This is a genomic window from Enterococcus sp. DIV1421a (genome assembly GCF_051711025.1).
GTDB lineage: Bacteria > Bacillota > Bacilli > Lactobacillales > Enterococcaceae > Enterococcus_B > Enterococcus_B hirae.
In genome coordinates, this window is the sequence record NZ_JBIOLU010000001.1 from 946,570 (window position 1) to 970,768 (window position 24,199).

The following is a 24,199-nucleotide window of genomic DNA, read 5'->3' on the forward strand; positions in this document are numbered from 1 at the left end:
AAGAATGAAGTATAATATAGGGCTGAGGAGTACATTTCGTGCTCCTTCATTTTTTGCAGATGAGGAGACAAAATGTTTTCAAAATATAAACCAACATGGATGGTCGATGCCATCTACAAGATAACCCCTGCACAATTAAAAAACTTAGGGATTAAAGCAGTTTTGACTGACTTGGACAATACGTTGATCGCTTGGAACAATCCTGATGGGACAGAGGAATTACTCGACTGGATCTTAGAAATGAGAAATGCTGGTATTCCAGTAGTGGTTGTTTCAAACAATAGCTCTGAACGAGTAGCACGAGCGATCGATAAATTTGAATTGACGTATGTTGCTCGGGCATTAAAACCTTTAGCCGTAGGAATGAATCGAGCAAAAAAAATGTTGAATCTTTCAGATGATGAAATTGTGATGATCGGTGACCAAATCATGACAGATATCCGAGCAGCTAATCGTTCGGGTATCAGAAGTATCTTGGTTAAACCAATTATTGAAACGGATAGTTGGAAAACACGATTCAATCGTTTTTGGGAACGCAAAATCATGGCCTATTTATTAGCACACAATCCTGATATGGGCTGGCGAGGTGGAATTGAATGAACGAAGAACTACAGTGTATTGGGTGTGGAGCAACGATCCAAACCGACCATCCTAATGAATTAGGGTATACACCAAAAGCAGCATTAGAAAAAGGACTAGAATCAGGTGAGGTCTATTGCCAACGTTGTTTCCGGTTAAGACATTATAATGAGATCCAAGATGTTTCACTGACAGATGATGATTTTTTGCGCCTGCTGAATGAACTAGGACAAGAAGATGCCTTGATCGTCAATGTTGTCGATATCTTTGATTTTAATGGTTCTTTGATCCCTGGACTACATCGCTTTGTAGGTAATAACCCGGTGCTCTTGGTCGGAAACAAAGTGGATATTTTACCTAAGTCGCTGAAGAAACCAAAAATGATCCAATGGATGAAAGAGCGTGCACATGAAGCTGGATTGCGTCCGGTTGAAGTATTATTGACAAGCGCAAAAAAAGCGAATGAAATGGAAAATCTACTCAAAAAAATCGAAGAGTATCGTGAAGGTCGTGACGTCTATATCGTTGGTGTGACAAATGTCGGTAAATCGACATTGATCAATCAAATCATCAAGAACACAGCAGGTGTCAAAGATGTGATTACGACTTCTCAATTTCCAGGGACAACTTTAGATAAGATCGAGATTCCTTTAGATGATGGGCACTTCTTGATTGATACTCCTGGGATTATCCATCGACATCAAATGGCGCATTATCTTGGAAAAAAAGATTTAAGGATCATTGCACCAACGAAAGAAATCAAGCCTAAAGGATACCAATTGAATGAAGGACAGACACTCTTTCTCGGCGGTTTAGCAAGGTTTGATTTTATCAGTGGGCAACGCGGTTCATTTATTGCTTATGTTTCAAATGATGTCACTATTCATCGAACGAAATTAGCAAAAGCCGATGAATTTTATGTGAAACACGTCGGTGGATTATTACAACCACCTCGTCCCGATGAAGTAAATGAATTTCCCGAATTGGTTCGTTTTGAATTTTCGGTAAAAGAAAAAACAGATATCGTATTTGCTGGCTTAGGATGGATCACAGTGACACAACCGGCAGTCGTCGCAGGTTGGGCGCCAAAAGGTGTGAATGTGATGAAACGAAAGGCCTTGATTTAAGGAAGAAGGAAGAATATGACTTTAAGAGGAAAACAAAAAAGATTTTTACGAAGCCAGGCACACCACTTACAACCGATTTTTCAAATTGGTAAAGGTGGAATCAATTCTGCCATGATGGTTCAGATTGAAGAAGCGCTGGAAAAACGTGAGTTAATCAAAGTAACGCTATTACAAAATACCGATGAGATTCCTGAAGAGGTAGCTGGTATTTTAGAAGAAACAGTCAGATGTCAAGTTGTTCAAATCATTGGACGAGTTCTTGTATTATACAAACCCTCTTCAAAGGAAAAATATCAACGTATCTCTAAAGAAGTAAACGCAATTTAAGGAGTGGTTAATATGAAATCGCAAGCGGAAGCTTTTGTCGAATCTCAAGTATTTCCTCAAGAGATGCCTCAAATTTTTGAAAAACGCAAACAGGTGGGAATTTTAGGTGGTACTTTTAATCCAGTTCACCTGGCACACTTAGTTATGGCAGAACAGGCAGGAAAAAATTTAGGGTTGGATGAGGTCTATTTAATGCCTTCTTATCAACCACCACATGTGGATGAAAAAACGACAATCGCTGCCAATCATCGCTTAAACATGCTTGAACTTGCGATAGCAGATAATCCTTTTTTAGCTATTGAACCGATCGAGTTATCTCGAAAAGGCAAAAGCTATACTTATGATACGATGAAAGCTCTGACACAAAACAACCCTAATACCGATTACTATTTTATTATCGGTGGCGACATGGTAGAATATCTACCAAAATGGTATAAAATCGATGAATTAATGACAATGGTCAATTTTGTTGGTATTCGACGAGCGGGTTACTCAACCGAAACGCCTTACCCAGTGATTTGGGTCGATGTGCCAACTATTGATATCAGCTCAACTAAAATACGGCAGAAGATCCAGCAAGGTTGTTCCGTTCGTTATCTAGTACCGGATAAGGTCATTGAGTATATCGAGAAAGAAGGGCTATATCAAGATGGACTATAGTAATAAATACACAACTTACTCAAGAGAAGAGTTGATGCAAAAAGTCCAAATGCGAATGAGTGAACGACGTTTCAAGCATGTTCTTGGTGTGGAAGAGACGGCGATTGCCCTTGCCGGCAAATACGGCTGTTCATTAGAAAAAGCTAGTATTGCTGCTTTGACACATGATTATGCGAAAGAACGGCCTGATGATGAATTTATTTTAGTTATCAAGCGAGATGGCTATGACCCAGCGCTTCTTCATTATGGAAATGCGATTTGGCATGGTTTAGTTGGCGCCTCTTTTGTTGAAAGAGAGCTTGGTATCACAGATGAAGAGATCCTTCATGCCATTCGAGTTCATACCACTGGTGCGGCTGAAATGTCTTTATTAGATAAAATCATCTATGTAGCAGATTATATTGAACCTGGTCGTTTGTTTCCTGGAGTCCAAGATGCGCGTGAAATAGCGTTAATTGATTTAGACGAAGCGGTAGCTTTTGAGACAAAGCACACATTAGCTCACTTGATTGAACAAGAACAACAGATTTATCCAAAAACAATTGAAACATATAATCATTGGGTAGCTAAAAAATAATCTCTACCCATTAGGAGGAAATTACTATAAATAGCAAAGAACAACTACAAATTGCAGTGCAAGCTGCCGATTCAAAACGTGCAGAAGATATCGTTGCTTTAGATGTGAGAGAAGTATCTTTACTAGCAGATTACTTCATGATTTGTTCGGCAAACAGTGAACGACAACTAAATGCAATTACAGAAGAAATCATTGAAAAAGAAGAAGAAAACAATTACGAAGTAAAACGTATCGAAGGAAAAGAAGGCGGGAAATGGATCCTGATCGACTTAGGAGATCTGATCATCCATGTTTTCCATGCGCCAGAAAGAAGTTTCTATAATTTAGAAAAATTATGGTCAGATGCACCACTTGTTGACCTAAATGAATGGATCGATTAATATGGCTTACGAAACATTTGCTTTCGTTTATGATGAGGTAATGGATGAAACCTTATATCAACAATGGTTAGATTTCTCAAAACGACACTTACCAAGTGAAACATGTAATATTTTAGAATTAGCTTGCGGAACAGGTGCTCTAGCTGTTGCCTTTGCTAAAGCTGGGTACCATGTTACAGGGTTAGATCTTTCAGAAGAGATGTTGATGATTGCTAGCCAACGTGCCTTTGAAGAGGAAACACCAATCCAATTTGTTGAGGGAAACATGCTTGATCTGTCAGAAATTGGTCAATACCAAGCAATCACATGTTTCTCAGATTCTTTGTGCTATATGAAGAATGAACAAGAAGTGCAGCAAGTATTTGACGAAGTGTATCAAGCGTTGGAAGAAAATGGACGATTTATATTCGATGTTCATTCTATCTATCAAATCGACACGGTTTTTCCTGAATATAGTTACCATTATCAAAATGATCAGTTTGCCTTTTTATGGGATAGCTACCCAGGTAAGGAAAAGCATAGTATTGAACATTTCTTGACTTTCTTCGTGGAAGATCCCGAAGAAGCAGGTAAGTTCATTCGAGAAGACGAACTGCATCAAGAGCAAACTTATTCTTTGGATAATTATTTAAGAATGTTAGAAAATAGTGGTTTTTCTAAGGTAGAAGCGTTTGGTGATTTCACCGATGAACAACCAAAAGAAGATACAAAACGTCTCTTTTTTGTGGCATATAAGGAATAGGACACGAAAAAAGTCTTTTGTTGAATACGAAACATTACCTTATCGCGAGGTGTAATCGCAAAAAAACTGTCGTGAATCGCGTTGTTTCAGATAGTATTATAATAGTATAAAAGTAACGAATAATGGCCAAGACGAGTAAATCATCAACAAAGTCTACGCCAAATAGTGACGTTTTTCTGCTAAAAAAATGAAAAAAATACTTTAGAAATATCTTGATGAAAAATAAGCTGAAGCGTCATTTGAAAAGCAGGAGAAACGATTTTTCGATTTCTCCTGCTTATTTTTTTACAGTTAAAAACCAAATTGATCATTTTAGGATTGACCGAAAGAATGAACTGTTTGTTTTATTCCTATTAAGAAACGGAGGGAATGTGATGAAAATTTGTGGCATTATTGTTGAGTATAATCCTTTCCATAATGGGCATCGCTACCATGCGGAAATGGCTCGTGAACAAACGGGCGCAGATATCGTGATAGCAGTGATGAGTGGAAATTTTTTACAGCGTGGTGAGCCTGCAATTATCGACAAATGGTCCAGAGCAACTGCTGCCCTCCAAAACGGAGTGGATTTGGTCATTGAACTACCGATAGAATGGTCTGTGCAATCAGCAGATTACTTTGCCAAAGGAGCTGTGCGATTATTACAGATGCTCGGCTGTACACATCTTTGTTTTGGTACAGAAGAAGAGTCGACATTTAATTACGAAGCTTTTGGGAAATTTGTACAGCAAAACCAATTAAGGATTGACCGTGAATTTCAACGTTTATCTGACCAAGGAATGAGCTATCCGCAGAAGATGACAGCAGTGTTCAACACACTTTATCCAGAAATCGCTCTCGATTTTTCTTCTCCTAATCACATTTTAGGGTTAAGCTATGCGAAAGAAAATGCCCAGTATGCCCAGCCAATGAAATTAGTACCGATTACCAGAAAAAGTGCTGGTTATCACGATGAAGAATGGAGCAGTTCCTCCATCGCAAGTGCGACCGCTATTCGCAAAGCGCTCAGTGAACAACGCTCCGTAACGAATTTTATACCTGCTGCCACCGCAGCGATGATCGAAGCAGGTTCGCAACAAACATGGGCGAATTACTGGCCCTTGTTACGTTATCGTTTGCTTTCTACGGAGCTAGCCAATTTGAAAACTATCTATCAGATGACGGAAGGACTTGAGGTGAGAATGCAATCGGCTGCGAAGAAAGCCAGTTCTTTCGAGGAATTTGTCACTTTAGTCAAGACGAAAAGATATACTTGGACGAGAATCCAACGTTTAGCTTGTTACGTATTATTGAACATCCATCATGAGGAAATCCATGACCAACAAGACAAATGTTACTTGAATATTTTAGGATTTACCAAGGCAGGACAACAGTTTTTAAAAGAAAAGAAAGAGATACCCTTGATCTCAAAAATCGGCAAAAAAGAAGCAGAATTGGCACACCTTTTGGTTCGGAGTGATCAAATCTATCAACTCGGTGGGGCGATACCTGAACAAAATTTTGGAAGAAGACCTTATGTTTCGAAATAAACCTGGTTGGTGGGAACAAAGTGAAATGACTAATCTGAATGAAAGTTTAGTTCAATATTTTGAATATGCCGCTTTGTAAAAAATTCTTTGTCTAGCTTGTTGAGTAGCTATTCCAAGAGACGACTATAATCGATCATACAAGGAAACACCTCCCTAAAAAATGACTAGATTTAGAAAAAATACTTCACAGAATCCAGATTCACAAGTATAATGGAACAGGACGTTTTTGTGCTTAACCACTATCAGAAATGAACGATCAAAATTAGAAAGCGAAGTGAGAATATGGGACGTAAATGGGCAAACATCGTAGCGAAAAAAACCGCAAAAGATGCAAATAATAGCCGAGTTTATGCAAAATTCGGGATTGAAATCTATGCAGCAGCAAAATCAGGTGATCCAGACCCACACGCTAACCAAAAACTACGTTTCGTCATTGAACGCGCGAAAACTTATAATGTACCTAAACATATTATTGACCGTGCAATTGAAAAAGCAAAAGGTGCGGGAGATGAAACTTATTCTGAATTACGTTATGAGGGATTCGGACCAAATGGCTCAATGGTCATCGTTGATACCTTAACAAACAACGTGAACCGTACAGCTGCTGATGTACGTGCTGCTTTTGGTAAAAACGGCGGAAATATGGGTGTTTCTGGAGCTGTTTCTTACATGTTCGACAATACAGCGATTTTTGGTTTTGCCGGCGAAGATGCAGATGAGATCCTTGAATATTTGATGGATAAAGAGATTGATGTACGTGATGTCATGGAAGAAGATGGACAAATCATCGTTTATGGTGAAGTTGCTGACTTCCACAGTATCCAAGAAGCATTGAAAGAAAAAGGAATCACTGATTTTTCAATTGCTGAGATCCAAATGATTCCTCAAAATGAAGTGACACTTTCACCAGAAGACCAAGAAACATTTGAAAAAATGATTGATGCGTTGGAAGAGTTGGAAGATGTTCAACATGTTTTCCATAATGTAGCATTGGAAGACTAAACGATAAAAACGAATGAAGGTTGTGAAAGCATCGGATAGCTTTCGACTTGCGATTTATCCGTTTTTCGTTTTTACACCTGCTAAATAGTCTGGGACGATTCGTCTCTCAGACTATTTTTTTACGCTTAAAAGAAGATCATTCGTTCTGAAAAAACAGTAGTTTATGACGAATCAATGATTTTATCTTTTTTTCGTATGTTTTATTTTTTATTCTGTTTCGTCCTGTGTTATTATTGATATAGACGTATTATTGGAAAAATGATACATAGGAATGTGGATGTAGGCGGGGAAATTTTATGGAAGCAAAAATTAGTTTAGAGCCTTTTGAACGTATTTTAAGCGGTTACCAAAAGATCGAAGAGTTAGCTGTGAATATCACAGACTGTTCAAAATTAGCAAAAAAATATGCCCATTATGGTGTAGAAGGTTATCGTTTAGGAAATTACGTAGGTACTGGTTACCTTAATCGCTATCTGGAATGTATGGTTGATCGCGTCCCCATGTTGATTTACAAAAGAAATTATTTAATCCCTTTACTTTTTAGACGTTCAGATTCAACCTTTCGATTATTTGAAGAAAATTATCGTATGGAAGCTTTCTTTCGTTTGTTAGAATGGAGCTTAAAACATCAACCAACAAAAATCTTAATTGAAAAAAATGAAAAATATGATTCTAAAAAAGTAAAAGTGATCGACAGTGCTTATCTAGCTTTTCGTTTATCAGAAATCCTTGATAGTGGAGGCTATCCGATCAGTAACTTCCGATCAATCGAACAGTTTATTGATTGGAATCGAATTTATCGGCTGATAGATAACGGGGGGATTGGGCGTCATAGTAAAGTCTTTGATCCTGAGTATCCTGAAAATATAGAAGAATTGCGAATGATTATTTCATTAGTTAAATTAAAGTATCCAGATACTGAATCATTTGTTTAAAAGGCGAGGTTGTGACTAAGTGGTTAGCTTCTTATTCTTGAAGCTACTTCTTTAACACCGTTTATTAAGAATAAAGGGCTGTGACAAAAATTTTGTCACAACCCTTTATTTTTATATATTGATAGTGGTATATAATGCTGGGTCCATGGATTCAATCAAAGGACTTTCAGATTCAGAAGTAACTAAAACGAGTTCGTGCATGGCTCTTGTACACATGGTGTAAAGAACTAATTGATCTTGGTCAGTGGCAAAGTTTGTGTCATCGATGCCCCATAAGAAAACGCGATCAAACTCGAGCCCTTTTGCCAAGAATGCTGGTAGTAGGACGATTTGTCGTTTCATAAAATCTGTTTCATCAGAGATCAATTGGATACGATCTTTTAAGTATTCGGGCAACTGTTCATAGAGTTCTTCACACTCAGTCTGTGTTTTACCAATGATTGCGGTACGCCAGTAACGGGTATTTTCTTGAGTCGTTTCAAGCGTAGTTTTTAACCAATTTAATCGTTCTTCTAAGGAGGAACCTTTCACGATAGAAGGAAGCGTACCTTTGCGAGCCGTCGTTTCTACTTGATTTTCCTCAGTAAGAAAATGATTCGCAAAATCCGTGATCTCTTTTGTTGAACGATAGCTGGTCGTTAACTGGAAGTGTGTGATTTCTTGGTCTTTAAATAGTTGATCCAAAGAGCCAGTAATCGTTTCATTGCCGAAAACATTTTGATTTAGATCACCACAAAAAGTGAGATTAGCTTTTGGATAGATCGCTTGTAAAAGAGCTACCTGAGCGGGAGCGAAATCTTGCATTTCATCGATAAAGATATAGCGAGCTTTTTGCATCACAGACACTGGATGGATGCGACGCATCAGCAAGAAGAATAATACTGCATCTTCTTGTCGTAGTTCTCGTTGACGAAGCTTCTCTTTTAATAAGGCTGAATGATCGTTCCACATCGTTGCGCTAATGTCATTTTTAGCCAACAGCGCCTGAGGTACGGTTTGTAAAAAGTGAAGGTATTGTTTGGTCAAATTGACAAATTGAAACTGATTGATTCCGCGGTAGATTCGACGGAATCTTTTCTTCACGATTTGATTCGCTAGTTTTTTCCGTAAAGACTGTTCTTTTTGCTCCGTATACTCAAGGTTCGGATCATTCGCATATAAGTCTTGCAATTGTTCTTCTGCTAATTCTTTGACCCATTTTTGACGCATCTCATCTTTTTGGAGTCCACCCAATTTTTTTAATAATTTTGTTTGCAACAAGGAGAGACGTTGATGTAACGGTAAGAGTTCATTGGTTTCTTGATACCATTTGCGGATCGATTCTTTTGCTAAAATCGTCCGACCGTTAATTTTCATATCTCTAAACAAGGGACCAAAACCAGTAATATGATCGATATAACGATCAATCTGATGGATTAGTTGAAGACCGCTTTTGAAGGTTTGGATCGGGTCCTTGTCTCCAGATAAAAAACCAACTTCTTGTTGCTCTTCTTCTAACAATGAAAATTCAGGTAATAACTGTTCCAAATAAGACTTGAAGGTTTGCGTAGGTACACCACTTTCACCTAAAGAAGGCAAAACAGTCGAAATATAGTCAGAGAAAAGATGATTAGGAGAAAAAAGTAAAACGTTCTCGGCATCTAACCATTTTCGATTGTGATAAAGTAAAAAGGCGATCCGTTGTAATAAAGCGGATGTTTTTCCACTACCAGCGATTCCTTCGATCAACATCACTTGACTTGTTGTATCACGAATAATGGCATTTTGGGCTTTTTGGATCGTAGAGACGATATTTTTCATATGCGCACTTGAGGCATCGTCTAGGATCTCTAGTAAGAAATCATCGTTGATCACTTCAGAAGTATCCACCATCGAAATAATTTTTCCATCTAAGATTTTAAACTGACGTTTCAGCAGTAATTCAACATTGATTTTTTCAGTATCTGTTTCATAGAAGGCTGGTCCAATTTCCCCTTCGTAATAAAGGTTAGCAATTGGGGCACGCCAGTCGATTACGATTGTTTCTTCAGAGAGATCTCTTAAAGAAGCGATTCCTAGATAAAGTGTCTCTGCATCTGTTTCTTCTTTAAAATCGATTCGGGCAAAGTAAGGGTTGTCTTCCATAACTGTTAACGTTTGGAGCCTTTTTTGCTGCGATTCAAGCGTATGGTATTTTAAAAGCAATTCTTGCTCATGTTGGCGGTATTCGACAGCTGATTCATAAAAGGATTCATTAGACCCACCTCTGATTTTATGGCTGGCGGTGTCTTTCGTAGAATCTTGCGTCTCTTGGGTAAGAGATTGTTGTTTAGTGTTTAATAGCTTTTGCTCAAGCTGGATCAACTGAATGGTTTCATCCACGTGTTGTTGTTCTAGTTGTCTTTCATTCATTGCGTATATTACTCCTTCCGCCGTAAATAACGAATTAAAAGTATAGCACAAAAAGTGAGAAAAAGGTATCTTTGACTATTTGTTCGAAAGAAAGTGAAAGAAGAAAATCAATGAGAGTGAGAGTTGTTTTCAGTTAAGTGTAAATAGTTTTCATTCTAGTTCTAAGTCAGTATCCTAAAATTGTAGGGAGTGAACAATATGACACATTTTAAAAAATTTTCAATCACCGTTTTGATTGGAATGACGGCACTTATTTGCGAATTTATTTTTAAACGACCCACACTTGCATTTCTGATTATCGCGATCACGGGTGGCATTTTGGCTTTCTTTATGTTTATTGAGATGATTAAAACATTACGTTCAGGTAAATATGGTGTGGACATTCTTGCTATCACAGCGATTGTTGCGACATTAGTGGTAGGAGAGTACTGGGCCAGTTTGATGATCCTGATCATGTTGACTGGCGGAGACAGTTTGGAAGACTATGCCAATAAAAAAGCTAGTCGAGAATTGCAAACGTTATTGGACAATACACCACGCACAGCGCATCAATTGATGAATGACCAATTGAAAGATATTCCAGTAGAAGCTGTTGAGATCAATGATTTATTAGTGGTGAAACCAGGAGAATTAGTGCCCGTTGACGGAAAGGTAGTGAAAGGTGAGTCGCAATTTGATGAGTCTTCATTAACGGGTGAAGCCAAACTTGTATTAAAAAAAGCAGGCGATGAACTGATGTCTGGCTCAGTCAATGGGGACGGTTCCGTTCAAATGATCGTTGAAAGAAGAGCAGCTGATAGTCAATACCAACAAATTATTAAATTGGTCGAAGAATCGAAAGAAAAACCAGCTCATTTTGTTCGCTTAGCGGATCGCTATGCGGTGCCTTTTACATTGATCGCTTATTTGATCGGAGGTATTTCCTGGTGGGTCACGAAGAATCCTGTTCGTTTCGCAGAAGTTCTCGTTGTTGCTTCACCTTGTCCTTTGATTTTAGCTGCACCGATTGCTTTAGTGGCTGGAATGAGTCGTTCAAGTAAAAACGGAATCGTCATCAAAACAGGAACTGCTGTGGAAAAATTAGCACGAACCAAGACAGTTGCATTTGATAAAACGGGTACCATCACTAAAGGGGTCCTCGAAGTAGCAAGTATTCATCCAGAAGCTGGTGTAACATCAGAAATGCTCTTGGTCTATGCGGCAAGTGCCGAACAAGAATCAAGTCATATATTAGCCCGATCACTAGTCCATGAAGTCGATAGCGAAAAATTATTGCCAGTGAATGAATTAAAAGAGATCACGGGGCAAGGAATACAAGCTAGAGTAGATGGACATTTCGTTAAAGTTGGCAGAGCTTCATTTGTCGGTGCCAAAGAAAGCCAATCTACTAAAACAGCTATCTATGTTGCAATTGATGACCATTTTTCGGGTACGATCTTATTTTCAGACGTGCTGCGTCCAGAAGCACAAGCAACGATTGAACAATTGAAAACAATGGGTGTAGCGGATTTGATGATGATCACAGGGGATGGACCGGCTATCGCTGAATCAATTGCAAAGGAGGTTGGGCTCACGGCTGTTCATGCTCGTTGTTTGCCGCAGGACAAATTGAATATCCTTGAGAGTATTCCCGAAAGTGAACGTCCCGTAACGATGGTGGGCGATGGGGTCAACGATGCTCCAGCTTTGACGATCGCAGATGTTGGAATAGCCATGGGCGCACACGGATCAACGGCAGCTAGCGAAAGTGCTGATGCGGTGATACTAAAAGATGATTTGACAAAAGTTGCTACTGCTATAACGATTTCCAGAGATACGATGAAAGTAGCGAAACAATCTGTTTTAATCGGTATTTTTATTTGTGTTTTTTTAATGCTGGTTGCTAGTACGGGTGTAATCCCCGCTTTGTTTGGAGCGGTTCTCCAAGAAGTGGTAGACACTGTTTCGATTTTAAGTGCGTTGCGGGCTAAAAATGAGCGATCCCACACGTAACATCAGAAAAGACCTTTTCTCTTTGCTTTTTTTGCGGTATGATCATAGCATAGAAGAAGGGTTGAAAAGACCACTTACATTTAAGATAGCAATCATTAAAAGGAGACGAGACAATGCCATTTGTACACGTAGAACTAGTTGAAGGACGTAGTCCAGAACAATTAGAAAATATGATGAAAGATATTACAGAAGCTGTTCATAAAAATACCCAAGCACCAAAAGAACATATCCATGTGATTATCAATGAAATGAAAAAAGGCACTTATGGTGTAAATGGTGAATGGAAAAAATAAGTCACACCCACACTTGATTTTTCTTTTTATTAGTGGTTAAATAAACACATAGTTGATTGATGAGAAAGACAACTGAATTTGAGAGTCTTCGATAAGAGAGGAAAAGCCAGGCTGAAACTTTTCCAGAAGAAAACCAAAGGAGGACCACTTTCGAAACCTTTGTTGAAACAAAGGCGGTCGTACCGTTATAACGCTCAAGGAACGTGTAAACGTTCGAAATTAGGTGGAACCACGAATCTTTCGTCCTAGTATCTCTTTTATGAGGTGCTGGGACTTTTTTATTGGTGTCAACTCATTCAATCAAAAAATCAAAGGAGGCTATTTTAATGATAAAAATTACTTTTCCAGATGGCGCAGTGAAAGAGTTTGATGCGGGAATCACGACTGCTGAGATTGCTGCGAGTATTTCCAAAAGTTTAGCTAAAAAAGCATTAGCCGGTAAAGTGAACGGTCAATTGATTGACTTGAATCGTGGGATCGAAGAAGATGCATCAATCGAGATCGTTACACCTGACCACGAAGATGCATTAGCATTGGTACGTCACTCAACCGCACACTTGATGGCACAAGCTATGAGACGCTTGTACCCAAATATCCATTTCGGTGTCGGACCAGCAATCGATTCAGGATTTTACTATGACACAGACAACGGGGAAAACCAAATCAGTGCCGAAGATCTTCCAGCAATCGAAGCAGAAATGATGAAAATCGTGAAAGAAAACTTACCGATCGAACGTAAAGTTCTTTCTAAAGAAGAAGCTCTGGAAATCTTTGCAAGTGATCCTTATAAAGTAGAATTGATCAGTGAATTACCAGATGAGGAAGTAATCACTGCTTATCAACAAGGAGAATTTATCGATTTATGCCGTGGACCACATGTCCCATCAACCGGTCGTAGCCAAGTCTTCAAACTATTATCTGTAGCTGGAGCTTACTGGCGTGGAAATTCAAACAATCAAATGATGCAACGTGTCTATGGGACAGCATTTTTTGATAAAAAAGACTTAAAAGAATTTATTCGTCTACGTGAAGAAGCAAAAGAAAGAGACCACCGTAAGTTAGGAAAAGAACTAGATCTATTTATGGTATCACCACAAGTTGGCTCAGGCTTACCATTCTGGTTACCTAAAGGTGCAACGATTCGTCGAACAATTGAACGTTATATCGTTGATAAAGAAATCAGCTTAGGTTACCAACATGTCTACACACCAATCATGGGAGATGTAGAATTGTATAAAACATCAGGTCACTGGGATCATTACCAAGAAGACATGTTCCCACCAATGGATATGGGTGATGGTGAAATGTTAGTTCTTCGTCCGATGAACTGTCCGCATCATATGATGGTCTATAAAAATGCGATCCATTCCTACCGCGAATTACCAATCCGTATCGCTGAACTAGGCATGATGCACCGTTACGAAAAATCAGGTGCGCTATCAGGTTTACAGCGTGTTCGTGAAATGACATTGAACGATGGGCATACCTTTGTACGTCCTGATCAAATCAAAGATGAGTTCAAACGTACGTTGGAATTGATGGTCGCAGTTTACGCTGACTTCAATATTACAGACTATCGTTTCCGTTTGAGCTATCGCGATCCGAACAACACGGATAAATATTTTGATGATGATGCTATGTGGGAAAAAGCGCAAGTGATGTTAAAAGCCGCAATGGATGAATTGGAATTGGATTACTTCGAAGCAGAAGGAGAAGCTGCTTTCTATGGTCCAAAATTGGATGTTCAGGTCAAAACAGCTTTAGGAACAGAAGAAACATTATCAACGATCCAATTAGACTTCTTGCTTCCAGAACGCTTTGATTTAACTTATGTTGGTGAAGATGGCGAAAATACACATCGTCCAGTAGTTATCCACCGTGGGATCGTTTCAACGATGGAACGTTTTGTTGCTTATTTAACTGAAGTTTACAAAGGAGCTTTCCCAACTTGGTTAGCACCGATCCAAGCAACAATCATTCCTGTTTCAGTTGAAGCGCATAGTGACTATGCTTATGAAATCAAGGAACGTCTACAAATGAAAGGTCTACGTGTCGAAGTAGATGACCGCAATGAAAAAATGGGTTATAAGATTCGTGCATCACAAACACAAAAAATACCATATCAACTAGTCGTTGGTGATAAAGAAGTAGCTGATGCAACGGTCAATATTCGCCGATATGGAAGCAAAGAAACTTCAGTTGAAGATCTCAACATGTTCGTTGATGCGATGGTTGCTGAAGTCCAAAATTATAGTAGACAAGGTTAATTTCAATAGTCGGAAAAGTGACTTGACTACCCTAGAATGTAAGATCAAACCGATGGTGTCGAAAATCGAAAACGATTTTTGATACCATCGTTTTTTTACTAAGCGGATTATTACGCTTCTCCCATATCTTTTTAAGAGTCAAAGCTAAAGCATGCAATTTGAAACAACAAAGCGATAATGAGAATCTTTTTTTCTGAAATTACGAAAAGATGAATAAGCAAGCCTTTCATCTTATGCTATTATTAGGTTGAAAAGGAAAAAAGGAGGGCTGAAAATGGGAACTTTTTTTACAAATAAAAGGCTAAATAAAAAAGGAAATAACGTAGCTCAAAATGAGTTAAGCGAGCAAACAAACGAAATGCAGTCAAAACAAGCCAATCGTAAAAAAAAGAACTTAGCAGTAAATTTAATCGTAAAAATTGAACATGCGATTAAACAAAGGAGTCAACATAAATCCACGAATCAAAAAAATTCGAAGTCCGTTGGTCCCGCTAAACGAATGTTGGAATTGATTAGGCGAGATTTTTCTACGCTTGAGAAAGTACTGAATAATACTTACCAGGAAATCCATAAGCTTGACCGCTCTTTCAGAACAAAAATGATCAGTTACATAAGAAACGATCGGAAAAGAATGGCAACAAAAATTCGTGCGTTCAAAACAACTTTGATTACTCATAAAAGTAATTTTACGAATCAAATCGAAATAGCTCCTCGTGCTAAGACTGAAATGGAGAATATTTTACCTATAACGAAAATCAAAATGAAACAAAGAAATGAAGAGCAGACTAAACTTGGTCTCAGAAAAAATTTGTTTAAGCAGTTTTTCAACCGACTGTTATATTCCAATAGCCAAAAAATGAGGAATCAAGACCTAAACAAAATAGTAGTAGAAAAAATACAGCAAGAAAAATATGAAGAAAAACAAGTGTTGTTAACAATGGAACAAATATTAGCAAGATCGTCAAATAGAAATAATATGCCAGAACAACTTTTCAGTCGATCAATACAACCATTCGAGAATACTAAGGAAGAAAGACTAGCACAAATAAGTGAGAAAATCCAACATGCTATGAACTTCTCAACTTCTAGGAATCAATTAGGAGCAGCACATGCGGAACACCAACTCTAAAAGTTCTGTCATGACATCATTTATAAATTAGAGTTAAATACTCGTGACTTCTATCAAGAGTATTCAACGTGAGACAACAAAATTTTCATGATAAAGTGTGCAACTATCATATGAATGGTAGGATAACCAGGAGCTGCAATCGTCCATTCTTCTTGAAAAATTAATCTTTTATCTAAGAGTCCAAGGCTTGCCTTGGGCTCTATTGCTGTAGCCGAACCTCATCAATTATTTTTTAGCCTCATACTTTTTCTCCAACATTTATTTACAGATGATGACAAAATTTTCTTGTCAGACGTCACGATCTTATTAGTGGGATATGGTATACTTAGCTAGACTGGAAGAGAAAAAGGAAGTGAGACAAATGAGCGTTATTAGCCGTATTGAGAGCATGATGGAGGAGTATTCTTCAACTGAAAAAAAGCTCGCTGATTATATCATCAAAAATGTAGAAAAAATTCCCACGATGACTGCGAACGAGTTAGCAGAAGCTGCTGGGTTAAGTGCGCCCACAGTTGTCCGATTTTCTAAAAAAATTGGGTTTCAAAGTTTGACTGACTTCAAAATAAATATTTCGACCGAGTTACAAACCGGTATCGTTGAAGGCTTCAGTGATATTCATCCAAACGAATCTTTTTATTCGATCAAACACATTTTGGGAAATAATGCGCAAGTGGCAATCAAAGAAACGGTGGACATTTTAAATGAAGAAAAAATTCAAGAAGTGGTTGAGACTCTAGAAAGTGCTGAAACAGTCTTTCTATATGGCGTGGGCGCTTCATCTTTAGTGGTGGAAGACATTTTGCAAAAATGGTCTAGAGTAGGCAAACCCATTATTTTTGAAAAAGATATCCATGTTTTACTTCCTCAATTAGTAAGCAATGAAACCAAAAAAGTATTATGGTTAGTCTCCAATTCTGGTAGTAGCGCGGATGTCGTAGCAGTTGGAGAAATCGCAAAAGATTTAGGCATTGAGGTAATTGCTTTAACGCAATTTGGAAATAATCCTTTAAGTAAGTTGGCGGATGTTGTTGTACAAACCTCACGTCCAAAGGAAATTACCAATCGAAGCGCTGCTACAAATTCTTTGCTGGCTCAGTTTGTTACTATCGATATTATTTTTTATTTATATATGACAAAGAATGAACAGTTGGGGGAAAAAGTTCGTGAAACCAGACAAGTAATTAAAGGATACTTTGGTTCAAAACGGTAAGAGCATTATAAAAAGTTTTCCACAGTAAAAATATCATTTGTTGTGTTTCACGATAAGAAAATGATAAATTAAATAAAAAACTTTATTTTTTAAAGGTTTGAATTGTTTGAAAACTTGACACGATTTTATCCTGTGAAACAAAAAAAGAATATCAACTTGAAATAAGTTAAAGAATTTATTAGTGATTTTCGTTTCTTCTTTTTTATTTCAAGAAATTTAGGTACAATGAAACATAACCGTAAGTAGGAAAAAGATAGGAATGATGAGAGAGTTTATGAAAAAACTATTAAACAATTCATGGATGGATAAATTGAAAAAAGGTGCACAAGAGCCGAAAAACAAAACATTTCGACGTTCACATGTCCCTTTTCGGTTGAATTTTCTTTTTTTCATCATATTTACATTATTCGTCGCATTGATTGCACGATTAGGTTATCTACAAATCGTTAATGGCGAAGCAATGGAAGCCAAAGTGAAATCATCATCGACACTAACGATCCAAACCAGTTCTCCGAGGGGGATGATTTACGATTCGACAGGTAAACCATTGGTGACGAACCAAGCGAATCAAGCAATTACTTTCACCAGAGGAACAAAAATGACGGCAGAGGATCTGCTTAAAGTAGCGACAAGACTAAATCAATTAATCAATGTGCCAGTTGATGAAAATTTAACTGAACGAGATAAAAAAGACTTTTGGTTAGCTGATCCTAAGCATTTGAAAGAAGCAACGGAACGCTTAACAGCAAAGGAAAAACAACTTGATTCCAGCGATCAATACAAAGCGTTAGTTGATAAAGTAACCGATAGTGAAATCAACTTCAATGAAGAACAATTAAAAATCGCGACGATTTTTAAACGCATGAATAGTGCGTATGAGTTGAACACGGTATTTATCAAAAATTCAGGTGTGACTGATCAAGAATTAGCGGTTGTTTCCGAACATGCTTCAGAACTACCTGGAGTATCCACAGGAACCGACTGGACACGTCAATACACGGCTGCTGACTCAATCAAAAGTATTTTAGGTAGTGTGACAACAGAAAAACAAGGTTTACCAGCTGATGAAGTAGATGAATACTTAGCTAAAGGCTATTCTCGTAATGATCGTGTGGGACAAAGTTACCTTGAAAAGCAATATGAAGATGTTTTACAAGGAACAAAAACCCAATATGAAGTAACCCTCGATAGTAATGGGAATGTAACGAATCAAAAAGAAATCTTTGCTGGTGAAAAAGGGTCCAACCTCATGTTGTCTCTTAACGCTGATTTCCAAGCCAAAGTCGAAAATATCTTAAAGACAAACTACCAAAAATTAGTGGATAGTGGAAAAGCAACTTATTCGCCAGGGGCGTATGCAGTAGCGATGAATCCACAAACCGGTGAGATATTGGCTATGACAGGATTTAGCCACCAAGAAGGGTCCAAAGAGTTGACAGAAAATGCTTTGGGGAATATTACTAGCGCCTTTACTCCAGGGTCAGTAGTCAAAGCAGGTACGTTAACTGCTGGTTGGCAAACGAATGTGATCTCAGGTAACCAAGTATTAGTCGATGAGCCAATCAAATTACAAGGCTCTTCTGAAAAGAGCTCGGTCTTTAACCGAAGCGGGCGTATTGCAATCAATGCAGTCAAAGCACTTGAACTATCATCGAATACGTATATGATCAAAGTTGCGTTGAAAATGCTGGGATTGGAATATACACCAAATATGGGACTTCCTTCATTAAATGAAGAGTCAAAAGCCTATGAAGAATTACGTAAAGCGTTCAAACAGTTTGGTTTAGGAACAAAAACTGGGATTGATCTACCAAATGAATCACCAGGGATTTCTCGTTCTGTTGATTTTATGAAGAAATTTAATGCAGATAATGGTGCTCAATGGTACACACCAGGTAACTTTACTGACTTAGCTTTTGGTCAGTTTGATACCTATACACCGATCCAATTAGCGCAATATGCTTCAACTGTAGCCAATGGTGGTAAGAGAATCCAACCTCGTTTAGTCAAGGGAATCTATGGAAATGATGAAAATGGGAACCTTGGTCCGGTGAAAAAAGAGCTGGAAACAAAAGTCGAAGATACCGTTGATATTTCTCCAGCTGATATGTCGATCCTTCGTGAAGGATTCCATCAAGTTGTTCATGGAACAGATGCGTATACGACAGCTAAACCTTTAGCTAGTGCAAAAATGGATTTGTCTGCTAAGACTGGTACAGCCGAAACTGTAGCTGAAGGTCATCCAGATATTACCACAGTAAATAGTAATATCGTGGCCTATGGTCCGAGTGATAACCCACAAATTGCAATTAGTGTCGTTCTACCGAACTTATTAGATGAAAAAGATCATATGAATCTAGTCATTGCAAAAGAAATCATGGACACTTACTACGATATGTTCATGGCAAAATAAAAAGACCAACAACTAAAAAGACCGTTCCAGAGAAATACAATTTGTTTTCTCTGGAACGGTATTTTTTTGATTTTAAAGGGCTAATAAGTCTTCTAAATACGTAGCTAGGCCATCTTCTTGGTTGGTGTGTTCAGTGACATCGTTAGCAACGCCTTTTAATTGATCGGTACCATTTTTCATTGCAACTCCCCAGCCAGCATATTCTAATAGTTCCAAATCGTTATGTTCGTCACCAAAAGCAATGACATCTTTTTGATCGATATCAAGGTAATTGGCAATGCGATGAACGCCTTTGGCTTTTTCAATTCCTTTAGAAACGATTTCTAAAATGGCCATTGGTCCTCCCCAAGTACGAACATCAACAAAATGACCGAATTGACGGGTTAATTCAGCTGAAACTTGTTCAGCATAGCATTTTTCTGTTCGAACCAGTAAAGAGGTTGGATCAGTTGTCAGATTTTTAGGCGATAATAAATTTTGAGGGCTAGGATTTGATGCAGCAAAAATTTTTTCATCAAAAAAATCAAAGCTGTCAATAAAATAAGTTTCACGATTTTCTGCAGCAATGAAATCTAAATTCAATTGGCGTTTTTGAGCTAAAATCTCGAATACGATGCGTTTATCGATCGATGTTTCTTTTTCATGAGCCCAATATTGATTAGGGATATGTACTAAAGCACCGTTAAAGTTGACCATCGGTGTAGACAATCCTAATTGCTGATAATAATGATAACTCATTCGGAAGGGGCGCCCAGTAGCAATACTGACATGGTGACCAGCGTTAATCGCTTTTTTTAATGTTTCTTCAGTTTTTGAAGTAATGATTGAATCCGGATTTAAAGTTGTTCCGTCTAAATCAATGGCAATGAGCTTTCTATTCAAAAATGTCATTCCTTTCAATGCTAGTATGTGTTTCAGTCTAGCACATATATTTTTTTTAACAAGGTGCAAATGTAAGGGAAAAAGAAGTCTTTTTTAAATTAAAGAGAACGGATACATTTTGTTCAATAACCATTTATAAGGAAAAACACGAACATTAAGCATTTTTTTATTGCTTTTTTTAATGATTTTATTGAAAAGCGAACGAATTATAATTATAATCAATAATTGTTCGACGTAAACGGAATAGTTGACTTATTTTATTTTATTATTTGATTTTACGTCAAAAAAATTCAGGGAGTGGAAATTTTTTATGGAAAAGTTTTTCCAATTAAAGAAAAATAAGACAAATGTACCAACAGAAATCATGGCTGGGGTTACGACATTCTTTGCAATGAGTTATATCTTATTTGTAAATCCAACCATTTTGTCAGCATCAGGGATGCCTTTTCAGGCAGTGTTCTTAGCAACAATCATCGCTTCGATCATTGGTACTTTGGTAATGGGGTTGTTTGCAAATGTACCGTATGCGCAAGCACCTGGAATGGGATTAAATGCCTTTTTTACTTTTACAGTAGTTTTTGGATTAGGTTATTCTTGGCAACAAGCTTTAGCGATGGTCTTTATTTGTGGGATGGTCAACATTTTTATTACTGTGACCAAAATACGAAAATTGATCATTCATTCCATTCCTGAAAGTCTACAACATGCGATTGGAGGCGGGATCGGGATCTTTGTCGCTTATGTTGGGATCAAAAATGCAGGATTTCTCTCTTTTTCAGCTGATCAGGCAGCAATCACTAGTTCGGTGGTTGACGGAGGCAAGGCAACGAATGTCACAATCAATGGTGGGATCGTTCCAGCTTTAGCCAACTTCAATAATGCACCGATTTTATTAGCTGTGATCGGTTTGATTTTAACAGCGATCCTGGTGGTAAAAAATGTTCGTGGTGCGATGTTGATCGGGATCGTGGCAACCACTATCTTAGGGATTATGATGGGGGTCGTTGATTTAAGTACGATTGATTGGCAAGCTAATTCATTAGGAAGTTCATTCAAAGAATTAGGCACGACTTTTGGTGCTGCTTTTGGACCAGAGGGGATGCAATCATTATTTAGTGATTCTTCAAAGATTCCACAAGTAATCATGACAATCATTGCGTTTAGTTTATCGGATACATTTGATACGATTGGGACGTTCATTGGAACAGGTCGCCGTACGGGGATCTTCTCAAAAGAAGATGAAGAAGCATTAGAAGATGGCAAAGGTTTCAAGACAAAAATGGATAAAGCGCTCTTTGCCGATGCCATTGCGACATCTGTAGGAGCAATCTTTGGAACATCAAATACGACGACTTATGTAGAATCTGCTGCAGGTATCGGTGCTGGTGGACGAACAGGTTTGACCTCAGTAGTGGTTGCAGTCTTATTTGCATTAAGTAGTTTCTTTTCACCATTGATTTCTATCGTTCCAACTCAAGCAACTGCACCTGCATTGATTTTAGTTGGTGTGATGATGATGGCTTCATTCACAGATATCAATTGGCTTGACCTGGAAGAAGCACTACCAGCATTCTTTGCTTCAATCTTTATGGGATTATGTTATAGCATCTCTTATGGGATTGCTGTCGGCTTCATTTTTTACACGATCGTCAAAGTAATCAAAGGGAAATTCAAAGAAATTTCAATTCCATTATGGATCGTTGTGGTCTTGTTTATCCTTAACTTTATTATTTTAGCAACGATGTAAACCAGCCCAACTGGTAGCTGAACTATTTTCTTAAAGAACCAGCTAAAAAGTCAGGAAACAGCAACATGAGTAAGTTTACAATAAAAAGTAGCACAAATTTAATAAGAAAAAACGCTTTTTGCCATCACCATTTGAATGATTCGAAAAAAGTAGTATTTGCACTCTTAACGATTTTATATAGTTGTTAAGAGTGTTTTTTTGTAACATAAGATTTTCACTGTTAAGATAGTAAATAAGTAGAAGATAGTACTGCTCGGAACAAAACCTTTCGTCTATATAGTAACAATACATAATTTATGCTGTTTCAAAAAGAAATTTTTTGCAAAGAAACATAAAGAAATGAGGATGATCAATGAAGATACAATGGAAGAAAAATTTATTCGTGGCTTGGATCGGCTGCTTTTTTACAGGGGCTAGTTTTAGTTTAGTTATGCCATTTATTCCTGTATATGTAGAACAATTGGGTACACCAAGTGATCAAGTTGAGTTGTTTTCCGGTCTAGCGATATCTGTTACTGCCTTTGCTTCAGCTATCGTAGCGCCAATATGGGGGAATTTGGCAGATCGTAAAGGACGAAAGCTCATGATGATCCGAGCTGCCGCAGGGATGACGGTAACGATGGGATCGTTGGCCTTTGTTCCCAATGCGTATTGGTTACTGGTCATGCGTTTTTTAAATGGCATTTTATCAGGTTATATTCCTAACGCGACTGCGATGATTGCTTCACAAGCGCCAAAAGAAAAAAGTGGTTGGGCATTAGGAACTTTATCGACTGGAGCGATTGCCGGCAGTTTGATTGGGCCATCTATGGGAGGTGCGCTGGCACAGTGGTTTGGTATGGAGAATGTTTTCTTGATTACTGGGGTATTATTACTTGTAACAACACTTTTAACCATTTTCTTGGTAAAAGAAGATTTTCAACCAGTAGAAAAAAATGATATGATCAGTACAAAAGAAATCTTTGCCAAAATGGATCATTTATCCATTCTGATCGGATTATTTGTGACCACTTTGATTCTTCAAATTGGTATCACAACTATCAGTCCTATTTTGACCTTATATATTCGTGAGCTAAGCGGGAATTCAGGAAATATTTTATTTGTTAGTGGGTTAATCGTTTCGGTTTCAGGTGTGTCTGCAGTTTTTTCATCTCCTAAACTAGGGAAATTAGGGGATAAAATAGGGAACCAAAAAGTACTGCTTGCAGGGCTAACCTTATCTTTTTGTTGCTACTTGCCCATGGCTATTGTAGCGACCCCTTTACAGTTGGGGATCTTACGGTTTATTCTTGGTTTTTCGACGGGAGCGTTAATGCCATCCATCAATACACTCATCAGTAAGATCACGCCGCCAGAAGGAGTGAGTCGAATCTATAGTTACAATCAAATGTGTAGTAATTTTGGACAAGTCTTTGGACCGATGGTGGGCTCGACGGTTGCGCATGCCTTTAACTATCGCGCAGTGTTCATTGCTACAAGCCTCTTTGTTTTATCTAATATCCTATTATCTTTATTTAACTTCAGAAAAGTTCTTCGGCAACGCTTCTGATCAGATGATGAAAAGATCGTGTGTCGCTGTCTTTAAAACCTCGCAGTTCCGATGACACTAGGGAAGAATTTGTTGAAATAACCGCTCATGTTTTGAGAAATTCAGGCTTATTTCAAGGAACAACAATTATTCATTTTTGCGCATGATAAAGAGCCCGGGACGATCTTTTGTCCCAGGCTTAACTTTTCCACTCCAAAAAGTTAATGGAAAGCGAAATGATTTTATCAAAATACATAAAAAGGATGAGACTGCGTCCCACCCTCATTTGGCTTTTATGAATGTGATGAGGCTTCTTTTCTAGGAGTTGCCAATGCACCAAGTAAAATGACAACAACGCCTGCAACCAATGAAATAATCGTTGTTAAAGTAAAATCATAGCCACCGCTTGTAAGAGCCCCACCAATGTAACCTACGACTTGACCTAAGACAAATGACCAAAATAATGTGACGATATATCGCATAAAGAAC

Annotated in this window: 21 protein-coding genes; 18 read left to right on the plus strand and 3 right to left on the minus strand. The window is 38.0% G+C overall.

The features are described from left to right. The first annotated feature begins 72 nt into the window (after positions 1 to 72). The 10 genes from IGK21_RS04455 to IGK21_RS04500 all read left to right on the plus strand — a co-directional run bounded on the left by IGK21_RS04455 (position 73) and on the right by IGK21_RS04500 (position 7,858). The gene (locus IGK21_RS04455; RefSeq protein ID WP_010719662.1) at positions 73 to 600 is read left to right on the plus strand and encodes a YqeG family HAD IIIA-type phosphatase; all 528 of its coding nucleotides are present in this window, start codon (positions 73 to 75) and stop codon (positions 598 to 600) included. Further along, complete coding sequence (yqeH, locus tag IGK21_RS04460) at positions 597 to 1,706, plus strand: ribosome biogenesis GTPase YqeH (protein WP_010738128.1); 1,110 nt, start codon at positions 597 to 599, stop codon at positions 1,704 to 1,706. Before IGK21_RS04455 ends, yqeH begins: the two co-directional genes overlap by 4 nt. Before the next feature lie 15 nt (positions 1,707 to 1,721). Next, positions 1,722 to 2,033, plus strand: a complete 312-nt coding sequence (yhbY, locus tag IGK21_RS04465) for a ribosome assembly RNA-binding protein YhbY (protein ID WP_010719660.1) — start codon at positions 1,722 to 1,724, stop codon at positions 2,031 to 2,033. A gap of 12 nt (positions 2,034 to 2,045) precedes the next feature. Then, positions 2,046 to 2,693 carry a nicotinate-nucleotide adenylyltransferase gene (locus IGK21_RS04470; protein WP_126344383.1) on the plus strand — a complete coding sequence of 216 codons (648 nt, stop codon included), beginning with the start codon at positions 2,046 to 2,048 and terminating at the stop codon, positions 2,691 to 2,693. After that, the gene (gene yqeK, locus IGK21_RS04475) at positions 2,683 to 3,270 is read left to right on the plus strand and encodes a bis(5'-nucleosyl)-tetraphosphatase (symmetrical) YqeK (protein ID WP_181914878.1); all 588 of its coding nucleotides are present in this window, start codon (positions 2,683 to 2,685) and stop codon (positions 3,268 to 3,270) included. The genes IGK21_RS04470 and yqeK overlap by 11 nt, the downstream gene beginning before the upstream one ends. 56 nt (positions 3,271 to 3,326) lie before the next feature. Then, positions 3,327 to 3,650: a ribosome silencing factor gene (rsfS, locus tag IGK21_RS04480; RefSeq protein ID WP_010719657.1), complete on the plus strand. Its 324-nt coding sequence runs from the start codon at positions 3,327 to 3,329 to the stop codon at positions 3,648 to 3,650. Position 3,651: 1 nt separating this feature from the next. Continuing rightward, positions 3,652 to 4,392 (plus strand): class I SAM-dependent DNA methyltransferase, encoded by a 741-nt coding sequence (locus tag IGK21_RS04485; RefSeq protein WP_010719656.1) that lies wholly within the window; start codon positions 3,652 to 3,654, stop codon positions 4,390 to 4,392. Between the two features lie 374 nt (positions 4,393 to 4,766). Continuing rightward, complete coding sequence (locus tag IGK21_RS04490) at positions 4,767 to 5,921, plus strand: nucleotidyltransferase (protein ID WP_010719655.1); 1,155 nt, start codon at positions 4,767 to 4,769, stop codon at positions 5,919 to 5,921. Positions 5,922 to 6,203: 282 nt separating this feature from the next. Continuing rightward, positions 6,204 to 6,923: a YebC/PmpR family DNA-binding transcriptional regulator gene (locus IGK21_RS04495; RefSeq protein WP_063626840.1), complete on the plus strand. Its 720-nt coding sequence runs from the start codon at positions 6,204 to 6,206 to the stop codon at positions 6,921 to 6,923. 296 nt (positions 6,924 to 7,219) lie between these two features. Then, positions 7,220 to 7,858 carry a hypothetical protein gene (locus tag IGK21_RS04500; protein ID WP_010719653.1) on the plus strand — a complete coding sequence of 213 codons (639 nt, stop codon included), beginning with the start codon at positions 7,220 to 7,222 and terminating at the stop codon, positions 7,856 to 7,858. Between the two features lie 111 nt (positions 7,859 to 7,969). Here the strand turns inward: IGK21_RS04500 and helD are convergent, their stop codons facing one another. Then, positions 7,970 to 10,249, minus strand: coding sequence for an RNA polymerase recycling motor HelD (gene helD, locus IGK21_RS04505; protein ID WP_181914879.1), 2,280 nt, complete (start codon positions 10,247 to 10,249; stop codon positions 7,970 to 7,972). Between the two features lie 198 nt (positions 10,250 to 10,447). Between helD and IGK21_RS04510 the strand changes: the two genes are divergently transcribed. The 6 genes from IGK21_RS04510 (at position 10,448) to IGK21_RS04535 (ending at position 19,553) form a co-directional block, all read left to right on the plus strand. Then, complete coding sequence (locus tag IGK21_RS04510; RefSeq protein ID WP_181914880.1) at positions 10,448 to 12,241, plus strand: heavy metal translocating P-type ATPase; 1,794 nt, start codon at positions 10,448 to 10,450, stop codon at positions 12,239 to 12,241. 113 nt (positions 12,242 to 12,354) lie between these two features. Continuing rightward, positions 12,355 to 12,534: a 2-hydroxymuconate tautomerase gene (locus IGK21_RS04515; RefSeq protein ID WP_002287649.1), complete on the plus strand. Its 180-nt coding sequence runs from the start codon at positions 12,355 to 12,357 to the stop codon at positions 12,532 to 12,534. Between the two features lie 326 nt (positions 12,535 to 12,860). Beyond that, positions 12,861 to 14,801: a threonine--tRNA ligase gene (gene thrS / locus IGK21_RS04520; RefSeq protein ID WP_181914881.1), complete on the plus strand. Its 1,941-nt coding sequence runs from the start codon at positions 12,861 to 12,863 to the stop codon at positions 14,799 to 14,801. Between the two features lie 274 nt (positions 14,802 to 15,075). Further along, a complete protein-coding gene (locus tag IGK21_RS04525; protein ID WP_181914882.1) occupies positions 15,076 to 15,930 on the plus strand; it encodes a hypothetical protein in 855 nt (284 codons plus the stop codon). A gap of 361 nt (positions 15,931 to 16,291) precedes the next feature. Beyond that, positions 16,292 to 17,140: a MurR/RpiR family transcriptional regulator gene (locus IGK21_RS04530; RefSeq protein WP_034700537.1), complete on the plus strand. Its 849-nt coding sequence runs from the start codon at positions 16,292 to 16,294 to the stop codon at positions 17,138 to 17,140. A 259-nt stretch (positions 17,141 to 17,399) separates the two neighbouring features. After that, the gene (locus IGK21_RS04535; protein WP_010738122.1) at positions 17,400 to 19,553 is read left to right on the plus strand and encodes a peptidoglycan D,D-transpeptidase FtsI family protein; all 2,154 of its coding nucleotides are present in this window, start codon (positions 17,400 to 17,402) and stop codon (positions 19,551 to 19,553) included. 72 nt (positions 19,554 to 19,625) lie between these two features. Here the strand turns inward: IGK21_RS04535 and IGK21_RS04540 are convergent, their stop codons facing one another. Beyond that, positions 19,626 to 20,435: a Cof-type HAD-IIB family hydrolase gene (locus tag IGK21_RS04540; protein ID WP_301554821.1), complete on the minus strand. Its 810-nt coding sequence runs from the start codon at positions 20,433 to 20,435 to the stop codon at positions 19,626 to 19,628. 310 nt (positions 20,436 to 20,745) lie between these two features. Here IGK21_RS04540 and IGK21_RS04545 point away from each other — a divergent pair, with 310 nt between their 5' ends. Then, positions 20,746 to 22,182 carry an NCS2 family permease gene (locus tag IGK21_RS04545; RefSeq protein ID WP_034700533.1) on the plus strand — a complete coding sequence of 479 codons (1,437 nt, stop codon included), beginning with the start codon at positions 20,746 to 20,748 and terminating at the stop codon, positions 22,180 to 22,182. A gap of 352 nt (positions 22,183 to 22,534) precedes the next feature. Continuing rightward, positions 22,535 to 23,731: a multidrug efflux MFS transporter gene (locus IGK21_RS04550; protein ID WP_034700532.1), complete on the plus strand. Its 1,197-nt coding sequence runs from the start codon at positions 22,535 to 22,537 to the stop codon at positions 23,729 to 23,731. Between the two features lie 272 nt (positions 23,732 to 24,003). On the opposite strand, the gene IGK21_RS04555 is transcribed toward IGK21_RS04550, so the two are convergent. Then, positions 24,004 to 24,192 (minus strand): YjzD family protein, encoded by a 189-nt coding sequence (locus IGK21_RS04555; protein ID WP_010719643.1) that lies wholly within the window; start codon positions 24,190 to 24,192, stop codon positions 24,004 to 24,006. Between the last annotated feature and the right edge of the window lie 7 nt (positions 24,193 to 24,199).

Excerpts from the sequence above, each read along its gene's own strand:
- IGK21_RS04455 (WP_010719662.1), top strand. The coding sequence starts at position 73 with ATGTTTTCAAAATATAAACCAACATGGATGGTCGATGCCATCTACAAG.
- yqeH (WP_010738128.1), top strand. The coding sequence starts at position 597 with ATGAACGAAGAACTACAGTGTATTGGGTGTGGAGCAACGATCCAAACC.
- yhbY (WP_010719660.1), top strand. The coding sequence starts at position 1,722 with ATGACTTTAAGAGGAAAACAAAAAAGATTTTTACGAAGCCAGGCACAC.
- IGK21_RS04470 (WP_126344383.1), top strand. The coding sequence starts at position 2,046 with ATGAAATCGCAAGCGGAAGCTTTTGTCGAATCTCAAGTATTTCCTCAA.
- yqeK (WP_181914878.1), top strand. The coding sequence starts at position 2,683 with ATGGACTATAGTAATAAATACACAACTTACTCAAGAGAAGAGTTGATG.
- IGK21_RS04485 (WP_010719656.1), top strand. The coding sequence starts at position 3,652 with ATGGCTTACGAAACATTTGCTTTCGTTTATGATGAGGTAATGGATGAA.
- IGK21_RS04490 (WP_010719655.1), top strand. The coding sequence starts at position 4,767 with ATGAAAATTTGTGGCATTATTGTTGAGTATAATCCTTTCCATAATGGG.
- IGK21_RS04495 (WP_063626840.1), top strand. The coding sequence starts at position 6,204 with ATGGGACGTAAATGGGCAAACATCGTAGCGAAAAAAACCGCAAAAGAT.
- IGK21_RS04500 (WP_010719653.1), top strand. The coding sequence starts at position 7,220 with ATGGAAGCAAAAATTAGTTTAGAGCCTTTTGAACGTATTTTAAGCGGT.
- helD (WP_181914879.1), bottom strand. The coding sequence starts at position 10,249 with ATGAATGAAAGACAACTAGAACAACAACACGTGGATGAAACCATTCAG.
- IGK21_RS04510 (WP_181914880.1), top strand. The coding sequence starts at position 10,448 with ATGACACATTTTAAAAAATTTTCAATCACCGTTTTGATTGGAATGACG.
- IGK21_RS04515 (WP_002287649.1), top strand. The coding sequence starts at position 12,355 with ATGCCATTTGTACACGTAGAACTAGTTGAAGGACGTAGTCCAGAACAA.
- thrS (WP_181914881.1), top strand. The coding sequence starts at position 12,861 with ATGATAAAAATTACTTTTCCAGATGGCGCAGTGAAAGAGTTTGATGCG.
- IGK21_RS04525 (WP_181914882.1), top strand. The coding sequence starts at position 15,076 with ATGGGAACTTTTTTTACAAATAAAAGGCTAAATAAAAAAGGAAATAAC.
- IGK21_RS04530 (WP_034700537.1), top strand. The coding sequence starts at position 16,292 with ATGAGCGTTATTAGCCGTATTGAGAGCATGATGGAGGAGTATTCTTCA.
- IGK21_RS04535 (WP_010738122.1), top strand. The coding sequence starts at position 17,400 with ATGATGAGAGAGTTTATGAAAAAACTATTAAACAATTCATGGATGGAT.
- IGK21_RS04545 (WP_034700533.1), top strand. The coding sequence starts at position 20,746 with ATGGAAAAGTTTTTCCAATTAAAGAAAAATAAGACAAATGTACCAACA.
- IGK21_RS04550 (WP_034700532.1), top strand. The coding sequence starts at position 22,535 with ATGAAGATACAATGGAAGAAAAATTTATTCGTGGCTTGGATCGGCTGC.
- IGK21_RS04555 (WP_010719643.1), bottom strand. The coding sequence starts at position 24,192 with ATGCGATATATCGTCACATTATTTTGGTCATTTGTCTTAGGTCAAGTC.